This window comes from Priestia abyssalis (assembly GCF_002019595.1).
GTDB classification, from domain to species: Bacteria; Bacillota; Bacilli; order Bacillales; family Bacillaceae_H; genus Bacillus_BA; species Bacillus_BA abyssalis.
Genome location: NZ_KV917369.1, coordinates 613,206 through 629,943, shown reverse-complemented (window position 1 = coordinate 629,943; position 16,738 = coordinate 613,206). Strand labels below are relative to the sequence as shown.

Sequence of the window (16,738 nt, the reverse complement as noted above, 5' to 3'; positions counted from 1 at the left end):
CATTTATAATACAGGGGAGACAGTGAGACTGGACATGATATAAACAAGATACATGATGTTTTTATAATCTCGCGCAAAAAAATCTATCGAACTTGGACACAGCTCCTAGGCCACTCAGATTCTGAGTGGCCTAGGAGCTGCATAAAAGTTTTTAACATCTTACTTCCCCAATCTTACATTTTCTTTCAAAAATTCCAATTTATCTTTCGCATTCTCTTTGATAATAATGTCAACCCCGCTATCAATCCTCTTTTCTATGAGTTCTCCCTTAACTATTTTCAATGCTTGTTCCACGCTTATATATCCCATATCATAAGGGTTCTGGGCCACTGTACCAGTTAAAGTTCCATCTCCTATTAACTCAACCAGTTCACTAATTCCATCTGCTCCTATGACTGGCATTTTATACCCATGGTCCTCAATGACCTCTAAAGCACTTAATGCCCTTACGTCATTTAAGGCAAATACACCTTTCGTATCAGGATGTTTTTGCAAAATCGTTGTCATTGCTTTTTTAACAGCCAAAGGTTCATTTTGTAACTTTAGTTTTTCTGTTACAATTTTGATTCCTACACCTTCTAAACTAAATGTAGCTCCTTTTATCCGTTCACTAAAAACCGGATGGACTAAATCACTATTAGAAAAGATAATGGCCACTTTATCTCCAGGCTGCAATTGAGATGCTAGTAACTCCCCTGCTTTTTGACCCAACTCAAAGTTATCAGTACCAATATAAGAAGTTTTATTTCCCCAAGGAGCATCTGTATCTACTAGCAATACGGGAATATTATTTTTGTCAAACTCCTTTAAAATAGGAATATTAGATGAAAGAAGCGGAGAGACAATTAATACATCCGGTTTTTCTCTAAGAACATTTTCTAATATACGGTCCTGTTCTTCTGCTAATCTATTACGGGTTGCGATAACTTTACCATCTATACCAAAATCTTGAAACCCCTTTTCTACCCCTGCTTTTACAATATTCCAATACTGTGTATTTAATTCTTTTAACACAACGACCACTTTAGGCTTATCATTTTCTTTAAGGAGCTTAACTGTACAGCCTATTAAGACAGTAAGAAGAAAAATACAAAACAATAGGATCATCCATCTCTTTTTCATTATTCGTCCTCCTCTCATGATGCTGTGGATAGATGGGTATTGAAAAGGAATCCAACAAAAAAAGTTAATAGCAAAGAAAGCTAATTGTAGAATGCTTATTTAGAATTCTACTAAAAAATTGTTTTCGAAAAGTTGTTACTTCATTTTGGACAGACATCCCCTGTTGACAAACCTGCCTCTTAGTCAACTAACCTTAAAAACTAACAAGGACACAATAAGTCCTGTCGAGACATATTGTGTCCAACTCAATATAAAAAGGGAGATCTTATTCTAATTTTTATGCTAACAGGATTCATCTCTCTGATCCTATAATCCGTTAAGTACTTTCTCATACGGAGTGACGGTTATGTTTGGGTAGGATGGTCGATATTTTGATACGATGTTCGCTGTTTAACTCTAGGTTTTATTTTATAAGTAAAAGACTCTGCTAAAATTTCTTTTGCCCTTATTTTGCTAAACCTTCTTTGTACATTGTATCTTCTAAAGCAGTAATGGCATTTGCTGCATCAGATCCATCAACAGTAATTTTGATAATAGCATCTTTCCGGATACCTAGAGACATAACACCCATGATTGATTTTAAGTTAACGGTTTTACCATTGTACTCTAAGTTAACATCAGCATTGAACTTGCTTGCTGCTTGTACTAATGTTGTCGCTGGACGAGCGTGAATTCCTGAATCTGCTACTACTGTGAATTGTTTTTCTACCATGTTTATCAATCTCCTACATCTAATTTGAAATATTTACAATGTTTTCTTCATTGGGGTCGATTGGACCTTGCTTTAAAATGTTTATTTTTTTCCTATCTATCGTAATCGTTTGTTATTTCTGATTTGCCTTTTATAATGCTAAATACCTATCAGTATTATCAGCTATTAACATACACTACCTTACCTTCAGCTGATTCATCGCCGACTTCGCTTCCTCTTGTAACCACGTTATCAACTACATGGACCTTCATCATGTTCGTTGTTCCAGCTTCACGAACAGGTACACCTGCACTGATTACCGTCACATCTCCGTGCTTAATAAACTTTTTCTCCACAGCAGCCTGAATCGCTTTCCCCATCATTTCATCGGTATTGTCAGGACTTTCGAATAAAATTGGATGTACTCCCCACACTAACCCCAATTGGTTAAGTACTCTCTTATGCGGAGTGACGGCAATGATAGGGCAGGATGGTCGATGCTTTGATACAATGTTCGCCGTATAACCACTCTCAGTTGGTGTTAAAATAGCCTTCGCATCCAAAGTTCGAGCCGTTACGGTTACAGCTTTTGCCATTGCATCAGTGATGGTCACCTGACCTTGGGATGTATGATTTACCTGCTCTTTATAGATCGGAGAAGACTCTGCTTTCCTTGCGATTCTGTCCATCATTTCAACAGATTCGACTGGATATTTACCAGCAGCTGTTTCGCCAGAAAGCATAATCGCATCAGTTCCATCAAAAATCGCGTTGGCCACATCGCTAGCCTCTGCTCTAGTCGGTCTTGGATTGTTCTGCATGGAATCAAGCATTTGCGTTGCGGTGATCACTGGCTTGCCCATTTCATTGCAAGCTGCGATCAACCTTTTCTGAACAAGGGGAACTTCCTCAGCAGGAATTTCTACTCCTAAGTCACCGCGGGCCACCATCAAGCCATCCGCAACCTCTAGAATGTCAGCCGCATTAGTAACGCCCTCTTCATTTTCAATCTTTGCAATAATCGAAATATCTACCCCATACTCCTCCAAAATCTTTCTGATTTGAAGAACGTCTGTTGCCTTTCGTACAAAAGAAGCAGCAATAAAATCGACGTTCATGCGGATTCCAAAGGTAATATCAGCAACGTCTTTTTCTGTGATGCCAGGGAGTTTTGTGGCTATTTTGGGTAAATTCACTCCTTTTTGATTTTTAAGAACACCACCATCTACTACGCGACAATGAATCTCCTTTCCGTTGACTGATTCAACATGTAGCTCGATAAGCCCGTCGTCCATTAAGATTTTCGCTCCAATGTAGATGTCCTCGGGAAGCCTATCATAGGTGATACTTACTCTTTCCTGATTTCCAATCATATCTTCCGTAGTCAGGATAAATGGATCTCCTGGTTTTAGGGTGATCCGTCCGTTCTCTAAAATACCTGTACGGATTTCCGGACCTTTCGTATCCAACAGGATCGCTATATTTCTCCCTAACTCTTTGGCACAAGCTCGAATTGCCTCGATTCGAACAGCATGCTCCTCATGCGATCCATGTGAAAAATTCAATCGGGCAACGTTCATACCAGCTAAGATTAACTTCTTTAATACTTCGGGTTTCTCACTAGCTGGACCAATGGTACAAACAATTTTCGTATTTCTCATTCAACTCATCACTCCTACATAGATAGACTTTCTGCCAAATGGGTAAGTAAACATATTAATTCAGTTTATCTGGTACTTAAAAAGTTTAAGATATGTTTCTTGGCAGGTATTGCAGGTATAGCCCCTTTTACAGATGCTGTAAGGGCTCCACTAGCATTCGCGAACTCTAAAATTTCTTTATGCCTTGCATTCAAGAATTGAGCCAAATTTGTCACTTGAACATCCTTTTCAAGTAATTTGTATAAAAACCCTCCGATAAAGGCATCTCCCGCCCCTGTTGTATCCGCAACCGTTACTTTAAATCCTGAAGAATGATAGTTCCCTTCTTTTGTATATAATTCGGCTCCTTTTGAACCTTTTGTATATACAACGGCTATCACATCTCCTACAAATAGGGATTGGATCGCTTCATTTACATCCGAAATACCTGTGATAAATTCTAACTCTTCATCAGAGACTTTAATAAGATGGGCAAGTGGCAAGAATGTTAGAACCGTCTCTCGACAGGCTGTTGGATTGTCCCAAAGAGAAAGGCGTATATTCGGATCAAAGCTAACAATGCCTCCACGTGACTTGGCTGCTTCAATTGCTTTTCGATGAGCGTATTTCATGGGACTTTCTACTAAATCCACTGAACAAAAATGAAGAATATCTCCTCTTGAGAACCAATCTGACTGTATCTCATGTTCCGTTAACAATAAATCTGCTGATGGATTACGATAGAATGAAAAATCACGCTCCCCGTCTTCTTTAACGGAAACAAAAGCCAGGGCTGTATTGGCTTCATTTGTACGCGATATTTTGTCTACCTCCACATCGCTTTGTTTTAGAATATCAATGAGAAAGTCTCCAAACGCATCGTTACCAAGCTTGGTGATGAGTGAGGACTTTCCCCCATACTTAGCGACAGCTGCGGCCACATTTGCCGGAGCTCCACCCGGTACTTTCTCAAAAGTTGGTACATTCTTGAGTTCCGTTCCTTTTTGTAGTGCAATAAAATCAATCAGTGCTTCCCCAATACAATATAACTTTCCCACACGTTCTACCTCATTTATAGTTTAATAAACGCTTTTCTCAGTTCAAATTACATATGATTTTAAGTTAAGATTAAGAAACCAAGGCTTTTTATCAAAGCACTTGGCTCGTTGTAACATTCGCACATTATTAAAAGGAAATAAATGGTGATACCTTTTCTGAACCTATCGCATGATATAACATACGGGTATAACTTTATCCGTGTTTAACAAGTTCTTGAAACAAACTACCTTATTCACGTTCTTTCCAAATATCTTTTAATTTCCAAACGTTTAAGTCCTTGATCTGAACACCCCCGTTTTTGGCATAGAATTGAAGACCTAAACTCGATGTCTGCGGATAAATTCGACTAGTCATTACGTTAAGACCATCATTAGCAAATACTTCCACAGATGAACGATCTAGATAAAGGTGCAATGTCAACGTATCTGATTTTAGTTCCACTTTACTTTTTCGAACTCCGCTTACTCCCTTACCCGACTTTTCACGATTAATAAATAATTTAGAAGATGTAACATCAAACCCCACAACGGTTTCCTCTGTTCCCTCTTCACTACATCTAAGTTTTAAACCAAACTCGTCTGCTGTCACATCTTTTAATGAAAAGTCTACCTTAATTTCAAGTAAATCTTCTCTTATTCCGGTATCAAAGCTTTCGCTATCGAGTTTATCAATGGACAAGTCAATGGATTTCTCACGGAGCAGTTCAAGTTCCGAAACAGGGTTCATGGCCATTTTCCCATCAGGAGTTAGGGAAAGTTCACGAGGCAATGTTAAAGCACCGGCCCAGCCATGCTCTTTTGTCGGCATCGGAGATTCCCACATATCCATCCAGCCGATGGCGATACGTCGGCCATGCTCATCAAGGAGCGTTTGAACAGCATAGAAATCATGTCCATAATCTAACTCTTGAAACTCACCACGCGAAAATTCGAGTGTATCATAATTGAAATCTCCCACAATATAACCTGTTTGGAACAGATTTTGATATTTCTCGCCATCCGCTTCTATTCCCTGCGGCGAAAATAACAGCACATGTTTCCCGCCGATTTCAAAGAAATCGGGGCACTCCCACATATAGCCTTCTGTTCCATCACTTTCAGCCAAAACACCAAGATACTCCCACTTTCTTAAATCTTTTGATTTATAAAGAACAACTTTTCCGATATCTTCTTTCCGAGTGCCTAGAACCATATACCAGTGATCCGCATGCTTCCACACTTTTGGGTCCCGGAAATGTCCGGATCCTTCTTCTGGATGCTTTGAAATAACCGGATTTACAGCTTCTTTTGTAAAATAAATACCATCAGTGCTTGTCGCAATGCATTGTGATTGATCAAGTATATCTTTTTCACGATCAACAAATATATTTCCTGTATAAATTAATGTTAGTATCCCATTATCATCAACCGCGCTGCCTGAAAAACAACCATCTTTTTCATATGCTTCAGTTGGAGCAAGAGCGATCGGCAAGTGTTCCCAGTGAACCAGGTCTTTACTTTTTACATGCCCCCAGTGCATCGGTCCCCAATTTTCATCATATGGGTGATGTTGATAAAATACATGGTACTCCCCTTTATACTGTATTAAACCGTTCGGATCATTAATCCAGTTTGCAGGCGCCATAATATGGTATCCCAGTCTGTAATCTGTGCGAATCTCCTTTGATTTCTCTTGAACAGCTGTATTTGCTTTTTCTGTTTGTTGTTGTAAGTTCATGTTCATTTCAGTCACCTAACCTTCAACTTTATTTTTGGCTTGTTCCTTTTAAAATAGAACATTATGCAATAGCACTGCGATCAGAATTGTCCGACACCGGTCCAACCTCATTTTCGTTCCTCTTCCACTTATTTGATAATAGGAAGATGGAAAGAAGCGTGAATGCAAGTACGATAGCTCCTAAAATCAAATAGCTTTTTGAGAATCCGATTATGTCATACATTTTCCCGGCAACTGGTGATAAGAAAGCTGCCCCGATTTGAGAAATGAATTGAAATCCAACTAAATACAATGTAGAAGATAGTCTATTATCAAAGTTAGAAGAAAAATATTTAAAAATAGCAATTAGCATAATCGGTAATTCAAGTGCATGCAGCATCTTCATGGATGAAATGAAGATTGGACCAGTTGCTATTCCGGAACCGATTATCCTTGCAGCCATAATAAATCCAGCTAGCAGAAGCGCTTTTTTAGGACCAATTTTATTTACGATGAACGGTGCAGCAAACATCATTCCAGCTTCTACAAAGACTTGAATGGAGTTTAAGTATCCATACATTTGATTTCCTTGTTCTTGCGTCGGGAACAAAGATGAATAGTAAACCGGGAACTGCTGGTCGTATACGGAGTAAATACAGCTTACTCCCAATACGTATACCATAAATGCCCAAAGCTCTTTCATTTTTAATAATGAGCCAACATCTTTCAGCTTTATAGAATCCGCTTTCTTTTGTTCTTCTGTTGTAATATCAACTTTTGTTAAAAGCAACATGAAAATTAAGCATAAACCAGAACCAGAAGCAATCCAAAAGTTGATGTTCGGATTAATATTGAATAATTGGCCCGCAAAGAATGTAGCACTTGCCCAACCTAGTGATCCCCACATTCTGGATTTGCCGTATTCAAAATCATACTTTCTGCCGATTTTTTCAATATACGATTCTACTGCGCCTACCCCTGCAAAGAAGGCTGCCCCTATATAGGCACCGCCCACGATAGCTCCCATAACAATGTTATATTGCAATAATGGACCATATACATAGATAAAGAAAGGACCAACCAGTGTTAGCAGTGCAACAATAACCCACAGTAATCGTTTCCTTAACCCAATTTTATCTGAAATGATTCCATATAATGGCTGAATGAGCAATGCTGCGATAGCGTTTACAGAAAAGATAATACCTGTTTTTGTACCGTCTAGATTCAATGTCTGGTTTAACCAAATAGGAAATAACGACATTGCAGAAGACCATGTGAAAAAGTAAAAGAAGAAAAATCCGCTTAATACCCAATAGTTATTTTTACTTTTATTAACCATAATCAACATCTCCTTATCGTCGCTTATTGCGCTCGCTTTTCGACTAATTTGGTACTCTTGTGCTCGGGTAAATTCTATTGTCTCCCAACAAAACAATATATAAAATCTCTCTTCAGAAAATCTCCTTCTAGGTTTTTCAAACATCTCCGTAAGAGCGCTACTTAGTGTTTATGATTAAAAATAGGCGGTATCCAAACAATTGGAATGAAAATGGACTACTTGTATTTATAAATCTTCTTACACATTTATTGTAACTTGAATAAAACGCTTTCAAAATGAGGTATTCTTTTTATTTATGTTTAAATTTTTAGGATAAAGCTGTTCCAATAAGGGCACAAAACAAGGTTCTCGGATATCCTCGCAAAATGGGCCTTCCTGTTACATAACTTAGAAGTAACCATTTTGGTGTAGAGGTTATTTTGTATGTAGATCTTTAATTAGTTTTTATTGCTTGCTAGTCAATCTCATTAGCAAAAAATAAGAGCGCCCAAAAAGAGATAAGAAGTTCTCCTCTTAGGTCGCCCTCAACTTTTATTCGGCCTGCCTGTAATTTGAAAACATTTTCTCTATATTCTCAAGATACGCACTTACATTACGATCGATAAAGAACTGTTGTGAATATTTTCTAAACTCATCCTCAGCAGCAGTTCCACCCAACCAATAGTGATTAGGCCAATTTACTACTCTTTCTTGCTTTACAAGTTGGTCTATAAGTTTCACTTCTTGTTTTTTCATTTGGACACCTTTAACTGCACTAATGCTGCCTTCATAATCCGAAAATTTTTGAGCATTCTCTGTTTCAACTATAAATGCTAAAAACCGTTTAGCTGCTTCAGGATATGGAGTATCGGCTGAGATCGCAAATCCTGCATCTACCCCCCCTAACACATTGTTCTTTTTAGAATCATTTGTAGCGGGGAAGGGGAAGATTCCATAGTTTAAATTTGAATTTAATTCTTCAAGATCGGGAAGAGCCCACGTTCCCATGATATACATGGCACCCTCCCCATTTGCAAATGCCTTTTTTACTTGGTCAGTATCTGCACTAAAGGAATCTCGCTGAACATAATTAAGAACTTGCAGCATTTTTTTCGAGATTCTCATCCATCTTTTATCATTAGTGATGTTTATATCCTCTTTATTCACTTTGTCCCAATATTTACTGTCAAACTCGTTTGCCACAAGATTTAAATTAAAGACACTAATTTGTACAGGATCTTTATTTGCCATTAAAATGGGCTGTTTGCCTGCTTTCTTAATCGTTTCCAATGTTTGAATAAATTTGTCCCATGTTCTAGGAATTTCTAAGTTCAGTTCTTCAAAGATATCTTTATTATAAATAATGCCTACAGCATTTTGTGATAAAGCCACCCCGTACATTCTGCCATTTACTAAGTAACGATTTTGAATCTCGGGTTGAATATTTCGAACAAATGCTTCATTTGTAAGGTCCAACAAATATCCTTTCTCTACACGTAATAGATAATCATATTCAATAGGGTACGTAACAAAAATATCTGGTATATCACCGCGGGCAATACGTGTTTTTAGAACAGTTGAGCCGTATGGTACGTATACATGCTCAATATCAATATCCGGATTTTCCTTTTCAAACTCTTCAATCAATTCTTCAAAAATTTTCGCTGTTTCTACTTTCCCATGAAAAAATTCAAGTTTCTTTTTTTCTTTTTCCTCTGAAGTGATGCTGTCTTTTCCACCTGAAGCGCAAGCGCTCAAGAACAGGCTAATCACTAGGAAGAAGCTTGTGAGCAGAACAGCACTTTTTTTCACTTCCACTCCCCCTTGATTCAGATGTATTTACCTATTTTGCCCTTATCGAGAATTTTAGAAGCTTGTTTTTTATCTATGAATCAAAAGATTCTCCCACTCCTTCGTGAGAGAATCTTTTCCGCCTTTTTTCGATATTGACTTGGAGTGAGGTTTACATACTTCTTAAAAACTTGACTGAAATAGCGCTGATCGGTATAACCGACCATGTTGGCAATCTCATACGTTTTTAAATCTGTCGTTTCTAACAGCAGGCAGGCATGGTTCATTCTTAATCTTGTTAAATAGTCTAAAAATGTGACACCTGTTTTTTGCTTAAATAATACGCTGAAGTGGCTAACACTTAATCCCACCTGCTCTGCGACCATATCTATGCCAATATTGTCAGTAAAGTGGTCTCTCAAAAACAGTTCGGCCTTTTTGATGAAAGCATCGGGCGTATTTTTTGATTTGTATTCATTTTTAATGTCTTCTTCCGTAACAATGTTCATTTTTAAAAAAGCACTTGTTTCTATATATTGTTTGGCTTGTTGATAAGAGAATGAAAGGCGGCTTAAACCTCTTACCCATTTCCCTATGGCAATGGTACAGTTGTTCTCGAACATTTCAGCTGCCTTATGAGCAGATTCCTCTACATAATCATACAGCCTCTCGCCATCACCTGTTACATTCACACAAACAATAAGGAAACGACTGTTTTCTAACCTAAATAAAAAGTTTTGAAAGGCCGCACCATCCTTTTCTTTTCCGCTCACCCAATGTTTAAGCATTTGTTCATTCTGCTCTGTGAAATGACGAAACTGCACGATCATGGCAGCATATGCTCCTTGTTCATCAATAAAAGTTTCATCACTATTTCCCAGAATTAACAACTCATAGATTTTATGCTTCTTTAACTCATAATCACTTTTTTCTTTTTCCTTCAATTGATCAACCATTCGACGAATACATGTTGTAAGCTCCTCATGATCAATAGGCTTTAATATATAATCGAACGCATGATACTGTAACCCTTCCCTGGCATATTCAAATTCATTGTATCCGCTTATCAATAACACCTCCGGCCTGACAGGAGAGGCATGTAATGCTTTTAATAATTCAATCCCACTCATCTCCGGCATGCAAATATCTGTTACAACAATATGGGGTTGATGTATTCTCACCAGTTCAAGAGCTTCATTTCCATCTTGAGCTGTTCCTGCTACCTCACACTCAAGAGCTTCCCAATTAATAATCTTTACTAAGCTTTTGACAATTAGTGACTCATCATCGGCAATAATTACTTTATACTTCATCTTCTTCACCCTTACGAAGCGGAAATGTTAATTTGATGGTCGTCCCTTCATTCTCTTTAGAACAAATGATCAAGCCAAATGGCTCACCATAATAAAGCTTTAAACGATTCTGAACATTCATGACACCATGACTCATTTGTTTACGGGCTTGCATTCCTTGATTGCGTTCGTTCAATATTTTAAGAACATCACGTCTTATTCCGATACCATTGTCTTCAATATAAAAATATCCTTTTCCCTTATCGATTCCTCCTGTAATGCGAATCACTGCATCTTGTTGTTTACGATCGAATGCGTGAATTAAAATATTTTCGACCAGAGGCTGTAAGACAAGTTTTAATATCCTATAATTGAATAAATCTTCATCTACACTTACTTCAAATGTAAATCCATCATTATAACGAACCTTTTGAATTTCCATATAGCTCATCACATGACGCATTTCATTTTGAACAGATACCTCATCGGAAGCATTAATGCTAATACGAAGAAGTTTGCCGAGATGAATCGTCATTTTACTGATATCTTGCTGGTCATTCAAAACAGCCAATGAATTAATAGATTCGAGCGTGTTATACAAGAAATGGGGGTTAATTTGATTTTGAAGAACTTGGAACTCGGCTTTTCTCTTTAATTCTTGCTCGCTTTTTATACGCTGCAGTAAGATAACGGTTTTTTCTACCATTTCATTAAAGCTTTTCGCTAAATGATTTAACTCTAAAAAATTGAACGATGGCATTCTTGCGGTCAAGTCACCATTTTCAACTCTTTTCATTTTGTTTAGAAACTCTGTAATGAAACTGACAATCCGATTTAAAAAAAAGAGATTGAACAAAACAGCAAAAACTAAAACAATCAAAACAAGTCCAAATGTTGTTTGACGAATATATTGAGTCTCATTTGAAATAGTATGCCATGGTTTAGTGGAAACGAGAAAATACTTGGTCGCGTCACGATCATTTAAAGTCCCGGAAATATAGGTAACCAAACTTTTTTCTCCGTCTAGATAATCAATGACAGTCCCATCTTCACCTGAAAGTATCTTGGAACGATTGGCAAGATTCATCGACCTGCCAATAAAACTCCGATTACGATGATATACAATTCTTCCTTCTTCATCGACAATCATTTCCTTGGAGTCACCTTTGTGAAGATTCATAAAAATATCATCAAAACGTTCAATTTTGATTTTCATAATCACATATCCGATATCCTCAAGCGTATCAACATCTCTAATGGCACGGCCATGAATATAGAACGGAGTATCTCCTGACATAAATATCTGATTATCAACTGGAGATAACCAAACTTCTCGTCCTTTTCCATTTACTATTCGATGGTAAAACTCTGTTTCTCGAAACTCTTCTAATGAGGGAATTGTACTTTTTCGAAAATGATAAACTTGCCCCCTTGTACTATAAAGGATAAGATCCTCTAGCCTTGATTGGGTATATAGCAATCCAGCCATTGATTGTCCGCTGCTGTAAAAATTAATAATAGACTGCTCTTGATTATACCTAAGGAAATTTTCAACTTCTTGGGAAGCTATTACATAATTTGAAAAAGAATTTACCTCTGACATCACCATCTGTAAATTTATATTGGTTGCCTTCAGAGTTTGTAATGTTTCTCTCCCCACTTTTTCTTTTAATGCTGAGGACGAAACTTGATATGAAACCACCCCGAGAACGATAATAGGCACCAGGATCAAAACTAGAAATGCAACCAATACCTTTTGCTGGAATTTCATTCTATACACCTTAACTCGTCATTTTTTTATATAGTAGTTTATCATTGAAGCATAAAAAGTTATAAACATATTCTTTACCACTTTGGGCATAATTATGTTGCAATCAATCCGACGGGAAATGAGGCTACTTTTTTCCATGTATGACGTTATAATAATCTGAATTACGAAAGATAAATATATAACCTTGAAATAATTCTTCCATTTCAAGTCCATGTTTTTTATGTCGTTTAGTCTCGTTTTTTCTTCCGTCGTAAATGTTTGTTATGAATGAGGAGATTTACTAAATTAATCCTAATGTCTTGGCCCCAAAACAAAGAACAAGTGAAGAGGCACTTGTTCTTTCGTATTTTACTTTTATCGATTTTAGGGGGAAAATGAAAAAGCGGTTTATTTGCTTACCATTTCTTTATGCTTTTGTATATAGACGTTTATTGTCTCTGACTTATTCTTATAATACCTCTTTATTTGATGCCACTTCGCATTGAACCTTCCACAATATATCTTTGAAAGACAATATAAAGTATAACGATTGGAATTGTAACAATGGTTAATGCAGCCATAATATGACTTGTAAATATATTATACTTATCACTAAAAACTGCGTTCAATGCAACTTGAATTGGCATTAAATCTGCATTTGAAAGTGCCATGACTGGCCATAGGAAATCGTTCCAGGAAGCTAAAAATGTTAAGATTCCTACTGTTACATACATGTTTAAACTCGAAGGTACAACGATACGGAAAAAACAGCCGATTTCACCCAAGCCATCAATCTTGGCAGATTCAATCAGTTCACCTGGAAAAGATAAAAAGTGTTGTCTAAATAAGAAGATATTCATCACATTTACCAAGAATGGAATTAAGTATCCTAGTACTGTATTAATTAACCCCATCTCGTTCACGACTAAAAATAACGGAAGAATGGTAGCCTCAATCGGTACAATCATTAATGCAATGATAATAATTAAGATTGAGTCCTTAAATGGAAATTCAAATCTTGCTAAGGCATACCCCGCTAACGAGTTGATTGTCAATCCGAAAATAACGGTTATAGACGCATAAATCAAACTGTTCAACAAGTTTCCAAAAATATTGTAAAAACCCAGCAACTCTGTATAAGATTTAAGTGATAAATCCGAAAATTTTGGAACTATTGCATAGATCGAACTAATATCCCTGTATATCACCTCATCAATTTTTAAAGAAGAAAGCATCATCCAAATGAGAGGAACAAGGAATTGCATCGCTACAACTATAGCCAACAAGTAAAATAGTATTTTCTTTAATAATTTCACTCTGCTTGCTCCTCCTTAAATAGTTTTTTAATCCCTATTGATAAGCCAACCAAGAACACCGTAAACACTAGGGTAATAGCACTTGCATAACCGATATTTCTATGACGGAAACCGTACTCATAGATATATTGCAGGATGGTCATCGTCGAATTATCCGCTCCCCCGCCAGTCATAACCATTGGTTGTACAATCAATTTAAATGCTTGGATGGTCGTTGTAATAACAAGAAACATCGTAATTGGTTTTAAAGCAGGTATGGTAATGTATAAAAACTTATGCCGCGTATTTGCTCCATCAATATCTGCTGCTTCATATAGACTAGGGTCAATATTCTTTAATCCAGCTAAGAAAATCATCATCTGATATCCACAACCAGACCAAGCTGATATCACAATAATCGACAACATCGCTTGACTAGGGCTTGTGAGAAAAGGTTGTTTTTCCAGACCTAAATTCATAAGAATTTGATTGATCAAACCCGATGTCGGGTTAAGCATCACTGTCCAAAGGATGGAAATAACGACTAAGGACAACACGGCTGGTGAAAAATAAGCTGCTCTAAAGAAACCATTGCCTTTAATCTTCTTATTCACAATCATGGCTAAACCAAGAGCCATTGAAAGTTGAAGAGGCACTACAAGCAATACAAACTGTAAGGTATTGAGGAAACTCGTTCTTAAAACCCCGTCAGTGAGCATTCTGCTAAAGTTATTCAAACCAATAAATTGTTTATCGTTAGGTTTCAATAAATAATAATCTGTAAAAGCATACGTAAATGCTAATACGATTGGCAGCACGAGAAAGAGTAACGCTAACACCATTGCAGGGGTTAAAAATCCAAATGCTGCTGTGACTTCACTTCGTTTATAGTGTCCATTTAGGTTTCTTACCTTTACAAACCGTTTAAGATTTAGTTTTCCCACCGATCGATTATAATTTAGATTACTCACCATTACACATCCTTTGTATAAAGAGGCGAGATGGGAACTCACCCCTTTATTTTATATCCTATTTTCCATATTTTTCAAACTCCAGATCAATTTTCTTGACGGCTTCATCCAAATATTTTTTAATTGTTTCTGAATCTGTTGTTTTATTTTGAGCGATCTTTAAGATGACATCTTTTGAAAAAGTTTCAGATAGGTATGGGTACCCTGGCGATACCGGGCGAGCCTTGTTTGTATTTTCAACTTGGTACTTTAACACTTTCCAAGCTTCATTGTAGTAAGGATTATCGGTTTCTGTATCAATAGCATCAATTGAATTAACTCTAGCTGGAATAGAACCATTTTTCTGATAGTATTCTTTGGCCGCTTCATCATTAGTAATCCACTCCATAACTCCTACAACCTGCTTAACCCGTTCTTCATCTTCAATTTGTCCATTTCTAACGAATGCCCAACTGCCTGATGGTGTGTATAAGCCATTATAGCCTTCATCCATCTTCGGATATCTAACAGTTCTAAACTTAAGGTTTGGATAATTACTCTTAATTTCGTTGACATACCAGAACCCGGCTACAGCTAATGCTGATTTACCACTGTGGAACGTTTTCTCAGATTCTGAAGCGTTTGCTAATGGTTCACCTTTAAACAATTGAGCAAATTTTGTTAAAGATTCAACACTCTTCTCACTGTTCAAAACGCCATCTACAGTAACACCGTCTTTATCTACAATATTCGTGTCATTACCCCATAATAATGGTGTAAAGTAATATGTTCCTAATTCATAGGCACCAGCGGTAATATCCGTTAAGAGCAAGCTAGTTGCAATTTCATAATCCTTATAAGCAGGGTCGCTTGTTGTCTTAGCAAATTCATCAATTTTTCTGGAAAGGTTCACAAATTCATCCCATTTCCAATCTTCATCAGGGCCTGGTACCATTGCTTTAACATCCTCTGGTAGAGCATTAATCATGTCTTCATTGTACATAACAGCAACACCGGAATCTGAGTAACCCATGGCATAAAATTTATTGTCTACAGTTCCTTGATCAATCATCGCATCAGTAAAGCCCTCTTTAAATCCTTCAGTCATATAGCCATCTAACTCACCAATTACTCCTGATTCTACGTATGCCGCCACGTCTGGGCCATCGAGTGTAAAGATATCAGGCATGTCGTTAGCAGTAATGGCTGCATTCAACTTGTCAATATAACCTGAACCGGCACCAGCTCTTGTAATATTTTTTATCTCAACCTGTAGCTTGTCCGGGTTTTCTGCATTGTAGCTCTTAACACGATCTGCAAACATTTTTCCCTCCGGATGATCTGCTGCTGCTTGTGTCCAAACGACAATCTTTTCGTCAGCCCCATTTGAAGACTGAGTTGAACTACAGCCTATTAATGAAGCTATTAAAACTAAACCTGAAACTAAAGAAACTATTTTTTTCATACTTTCGTAGAACCCCCCTTTGGTATCGCTTTCTTTTTTGTTCGAAGTTTAGATTGACCACAATATGCCTTTTCATATTACTGATCTTCTGTACTTCTGAGATTGATTATATATTTTATAAAACGCTTTCAAAATGAGGGATTCTTTTTATTTATGTTTAAATTTTTATGATAAGGTTTAGGATTCCCTTCACATCCAAACATTCATATTGGGAATATGCCAAGGGGTATGGTGCAAAAACGGGTTCTGGTGCAAAAATTTCAGCTGACTTGAAACTAATCTCTAAATCTTGGACATACTGATACTATTACTCTAAAAAAGGTGTGTGATCGGTATGGAAAAGGAAAATTTGTTCAAATGGAGGCACTATCAGCCTGATATTATTTTATTAACGGTAAGATGGTACCTACGGTACAACCTAAGTTTTCGTGATTTGGCGGAAATGATGGAGGAGCGAGGCCTGCCGATCGCTCATACAACCATTATGCGTTGGGTTCATCAGTATAGTCCTGAATTGGATAAACGAATCCGTCGTCATCTTAAGCCAACCAATGACTCATGGAGAGTGGACGAAACGTACATCAAAGTAAAAGGTCAATGGATGTATTTATATCGTAAGCCCGAAATAAAAAATAGCGCACCTTCACGGTACGCATGATAAATAGCCGTA

Annotated in this window: 12 protein-coding genes and 1 pseudogene; 1 reads left to right on the top strand and 12 read right to left on the bottom strand. The window is 37.2% G+C overall.

The genetic code is table 11. The annotated features are described in order from the left end of the window. Positions 1 to 159 precede the first annotated feature (159 nt). The 12 genes from BK575_RS03045 to BK575_RS02990 all read right to left on the bottom strand — a co-directional run bounded on the left by BK575_RS03045 (position 160) and on the right by BK575_RS02990 (position 16,068). A complete protein-coding gene (locus tag BK575_RS03045) occupies positions 160 to 1,122 on the bottom strand; it encodes a sugar ABC transporter substrate-binding protein (protein WP_169907512.1) in 963 nt (320 codons plus the stop codon). Positions 1,123 to 1,567: 445 nt separating this feature from the next. Next, the gene (locus tag BK575_RS03040) at positions 1,568 to 1,834 is read right to left on the bottom strand and encodes a phosphocarrier protein HPr (protein ID WP_078408850.1); all 267 of its coding nucleotides are present in this window, start codon (positions 1,832 to 1,834) and stop codon (positions 1,568 to 1,570) included. A gap of 158 nt (positions 1,835 to 1,992) precedes the next feature. After that, positions 1,993 to 3,474 carry a pyruvate kinase gene (gene pyk / locus BK575_RS03035; protein WP_078408849.1) on the bottom strand — a complete coding sequence of 494 codons (1,482 nt, stop codon included), beginning with the start codon at positions 3,472 to 3,474 and terminating at the stop codon, positions 1,993 to 1,995. Between the two features lie 65 nt (positions 3,475 to 3,539). Further along, on the bottom strand, positions 3,540 to 4,511 hold the full coding sequence (locus tag BK575_RS03030) for a carbohydrate kinase family protein (RefSeq protein ID WP_078408848.1): 972 nt from the start codon (positions 4,509 to 4,511) through the stop codon (positions 3,540 to 3,542). A 229-nt stretch (positions 4,512 to 4,740) separates the two neighbouring features. Next, the gene (locus tag BK575_RS03025) at positions 4,741 to 6,234 is read right to left on the bottom strand and encodes a glycoside hydrolase family 32 protein (protein ID WP_407984333.1); all 1,494 of its coding nucleotides are present in this window, start codon (positions 6,232 to 6,234) and stop codon (positions 4,741 to 4,743) included. Positions 6,235 to 6,289: 55 nt separating this feature from the next. Continuing rightward, positions 6,290 to 7,546, bottom strand: a complete 1,257-nt coding sequence (locus BK575_RS03020; protein WP_078408847.1) for an MFS transporter — start codon at positions 7,544 to 7,546, stop codon at positions 6,290 to 6,292. A 531-nt stretch (positions 7,547 to 8,077) separates the two neighbouring features. Continuing rightward, positions 8,078 to 9,337, bottom strand: coding sequence for an ABC transporter substrate-binding protein (locus tag BK575_RS03015; RefSeq protein WP_169907509.1), 1,260 nt, complete (start codon positions 9,335 to 9,337; stop codon positions 8,078 to 8,080). An 80-nt stretch (positions 9,338 to 9,417) separates the two neighbouring features. Then, the gene (locus tag BK575_RS03010) at positions 9,418 to 10,629 is read right to left on the bottom strand and encodes a response regulator (protein ID WP_078408845.1); all 1,212 of its coding nucleotides are present in this window, start codon (positions 10,627 to 10,629) and stop codon (positions 9,418 to 9,420) included. Further along, a complete protein-coding gene (locus BK575_RS03005; RefSeq protein WP_078408844.1) occupies positions 10,619 to 12,379 on the bottom strand; it encodes a cache domain-containing sensor histidine kinase in 1,761 nt (586 codons plus the stop codon). Before BK575_RS03005 ends, BK575_RS03010 begins: the two co-directional genes overlap by 11 nt. Positions 12,380 to 12,840: 461 nt before the next feature. Continuing rightward, positions 12,841 to 13,674, bottom strand: a complete 834-nt coding sequence (locus BK575_RS03000) for a carbohydrate ABC transporter permease (protein WP_078408843.1) — start codon at positions 13,672 to 13,674, stop codon at positions 12,841 to 12,843. Next, entirely contained in the window at positions 13,671 to 14,627 is a 957-nt protein-coding gene (locus tag BK575_RS02995) for a carbohydrate ABC transporter permease (protein ID WP_078408842.1), read from the bottom strand. The genes BK575_RS03000 and BK575_RS02995 overlap by 4 nt, the downstream gene beginning before the upstream one ends. 55 nt (positions 14,628 to 14,682) lie before the next feature. Continuing rightward, positions 14,683 to 16,068, bottom strand: a complete 1,386-nt coding sequence (locus BK575_RS02990) for an ABC transporter substrate-binding protein (protein WP_078408841.1) — start codon at positions 16,066 to 16,068, stop codon at positions 14,683 to 14,685. A 334-nt stretch (positions 16,069 to 16,402) separates the two neighbouring features. On the opposite strand from BK575_RS02990, the pseudogene BK575_RS02985 reads away from it, so the two are divergent. Then, a pseudogene (locus BK575_RS02985) lies at positions 16,403 to 16,684 on the top strand (IS6 family transposase); the annotation flags it as partial. Between the last annotated feature and the right edge of the window lie 54 nt (positions 16,685 to 16,738).

Coding starts and splice junctions, on each gene's coding strand:
- BK575_RS03045 (WP_169907512.1), bottom strand. CDS start 1,122: ATGAAAAAGAGATGGATGATCCTATTGTTTTGTATTTTTCTTCTTACT.
- BK575_RS03040 (WP_078408850.1), bottom strand. CDS start 1,834: ATGGTAGAAAAACAATTCACAGTAGTAGCAGATTCAGGAATTCACGCT.
- pyk (WP_078408849.1), bottom strand. CDS start 3,474: ATGAGAAATACGAAAATTGTTTGTACCATTGGTCCAGCTAGTGAGAAA.
- BK575_RS03025 (WP_407984333.1), bottom strand. CDS start 6,234: ATGAACATGAACTTACAACAACAAACAGAAAAAGCAAATACAGCTGTT.
- BK575_RS03020 (WP_078408847.1), bottom strand. CDS start 7,546: ATGGTTAATAAAAGTAAAAATAACTATTGGGTATTAAGCGGATTTTTC.
- BK575_RS03010 (WP_078408845.1), bottom strand. CDS start 10,629: ATGAAGTATAAAGTAATTATTGCCGATGATGAGTCACTAATTGTCAAA.
- BK575_RS03005 (WP_078408844.1), bottom strand. CDS start 12,379: ATGAAATTCCAGCAAAAGGTATTGGTTGCATTTCTAGTTTTGATCCTG.
- BK575_RS02995 (WP_078408842.1), bottom strand. CDS start 14,627: ATGGTGAGTAATCTAAATTATAATCGATCGGTGGGAAAACTAAATCTT.
- BK575_RS02990 (WP_078408841.1), bottom strand. CDS start 16,068: ATGAAAAAAATAGTTTCTTTAGTTTCAGGTTTAGTTTTAATAGCTTCA.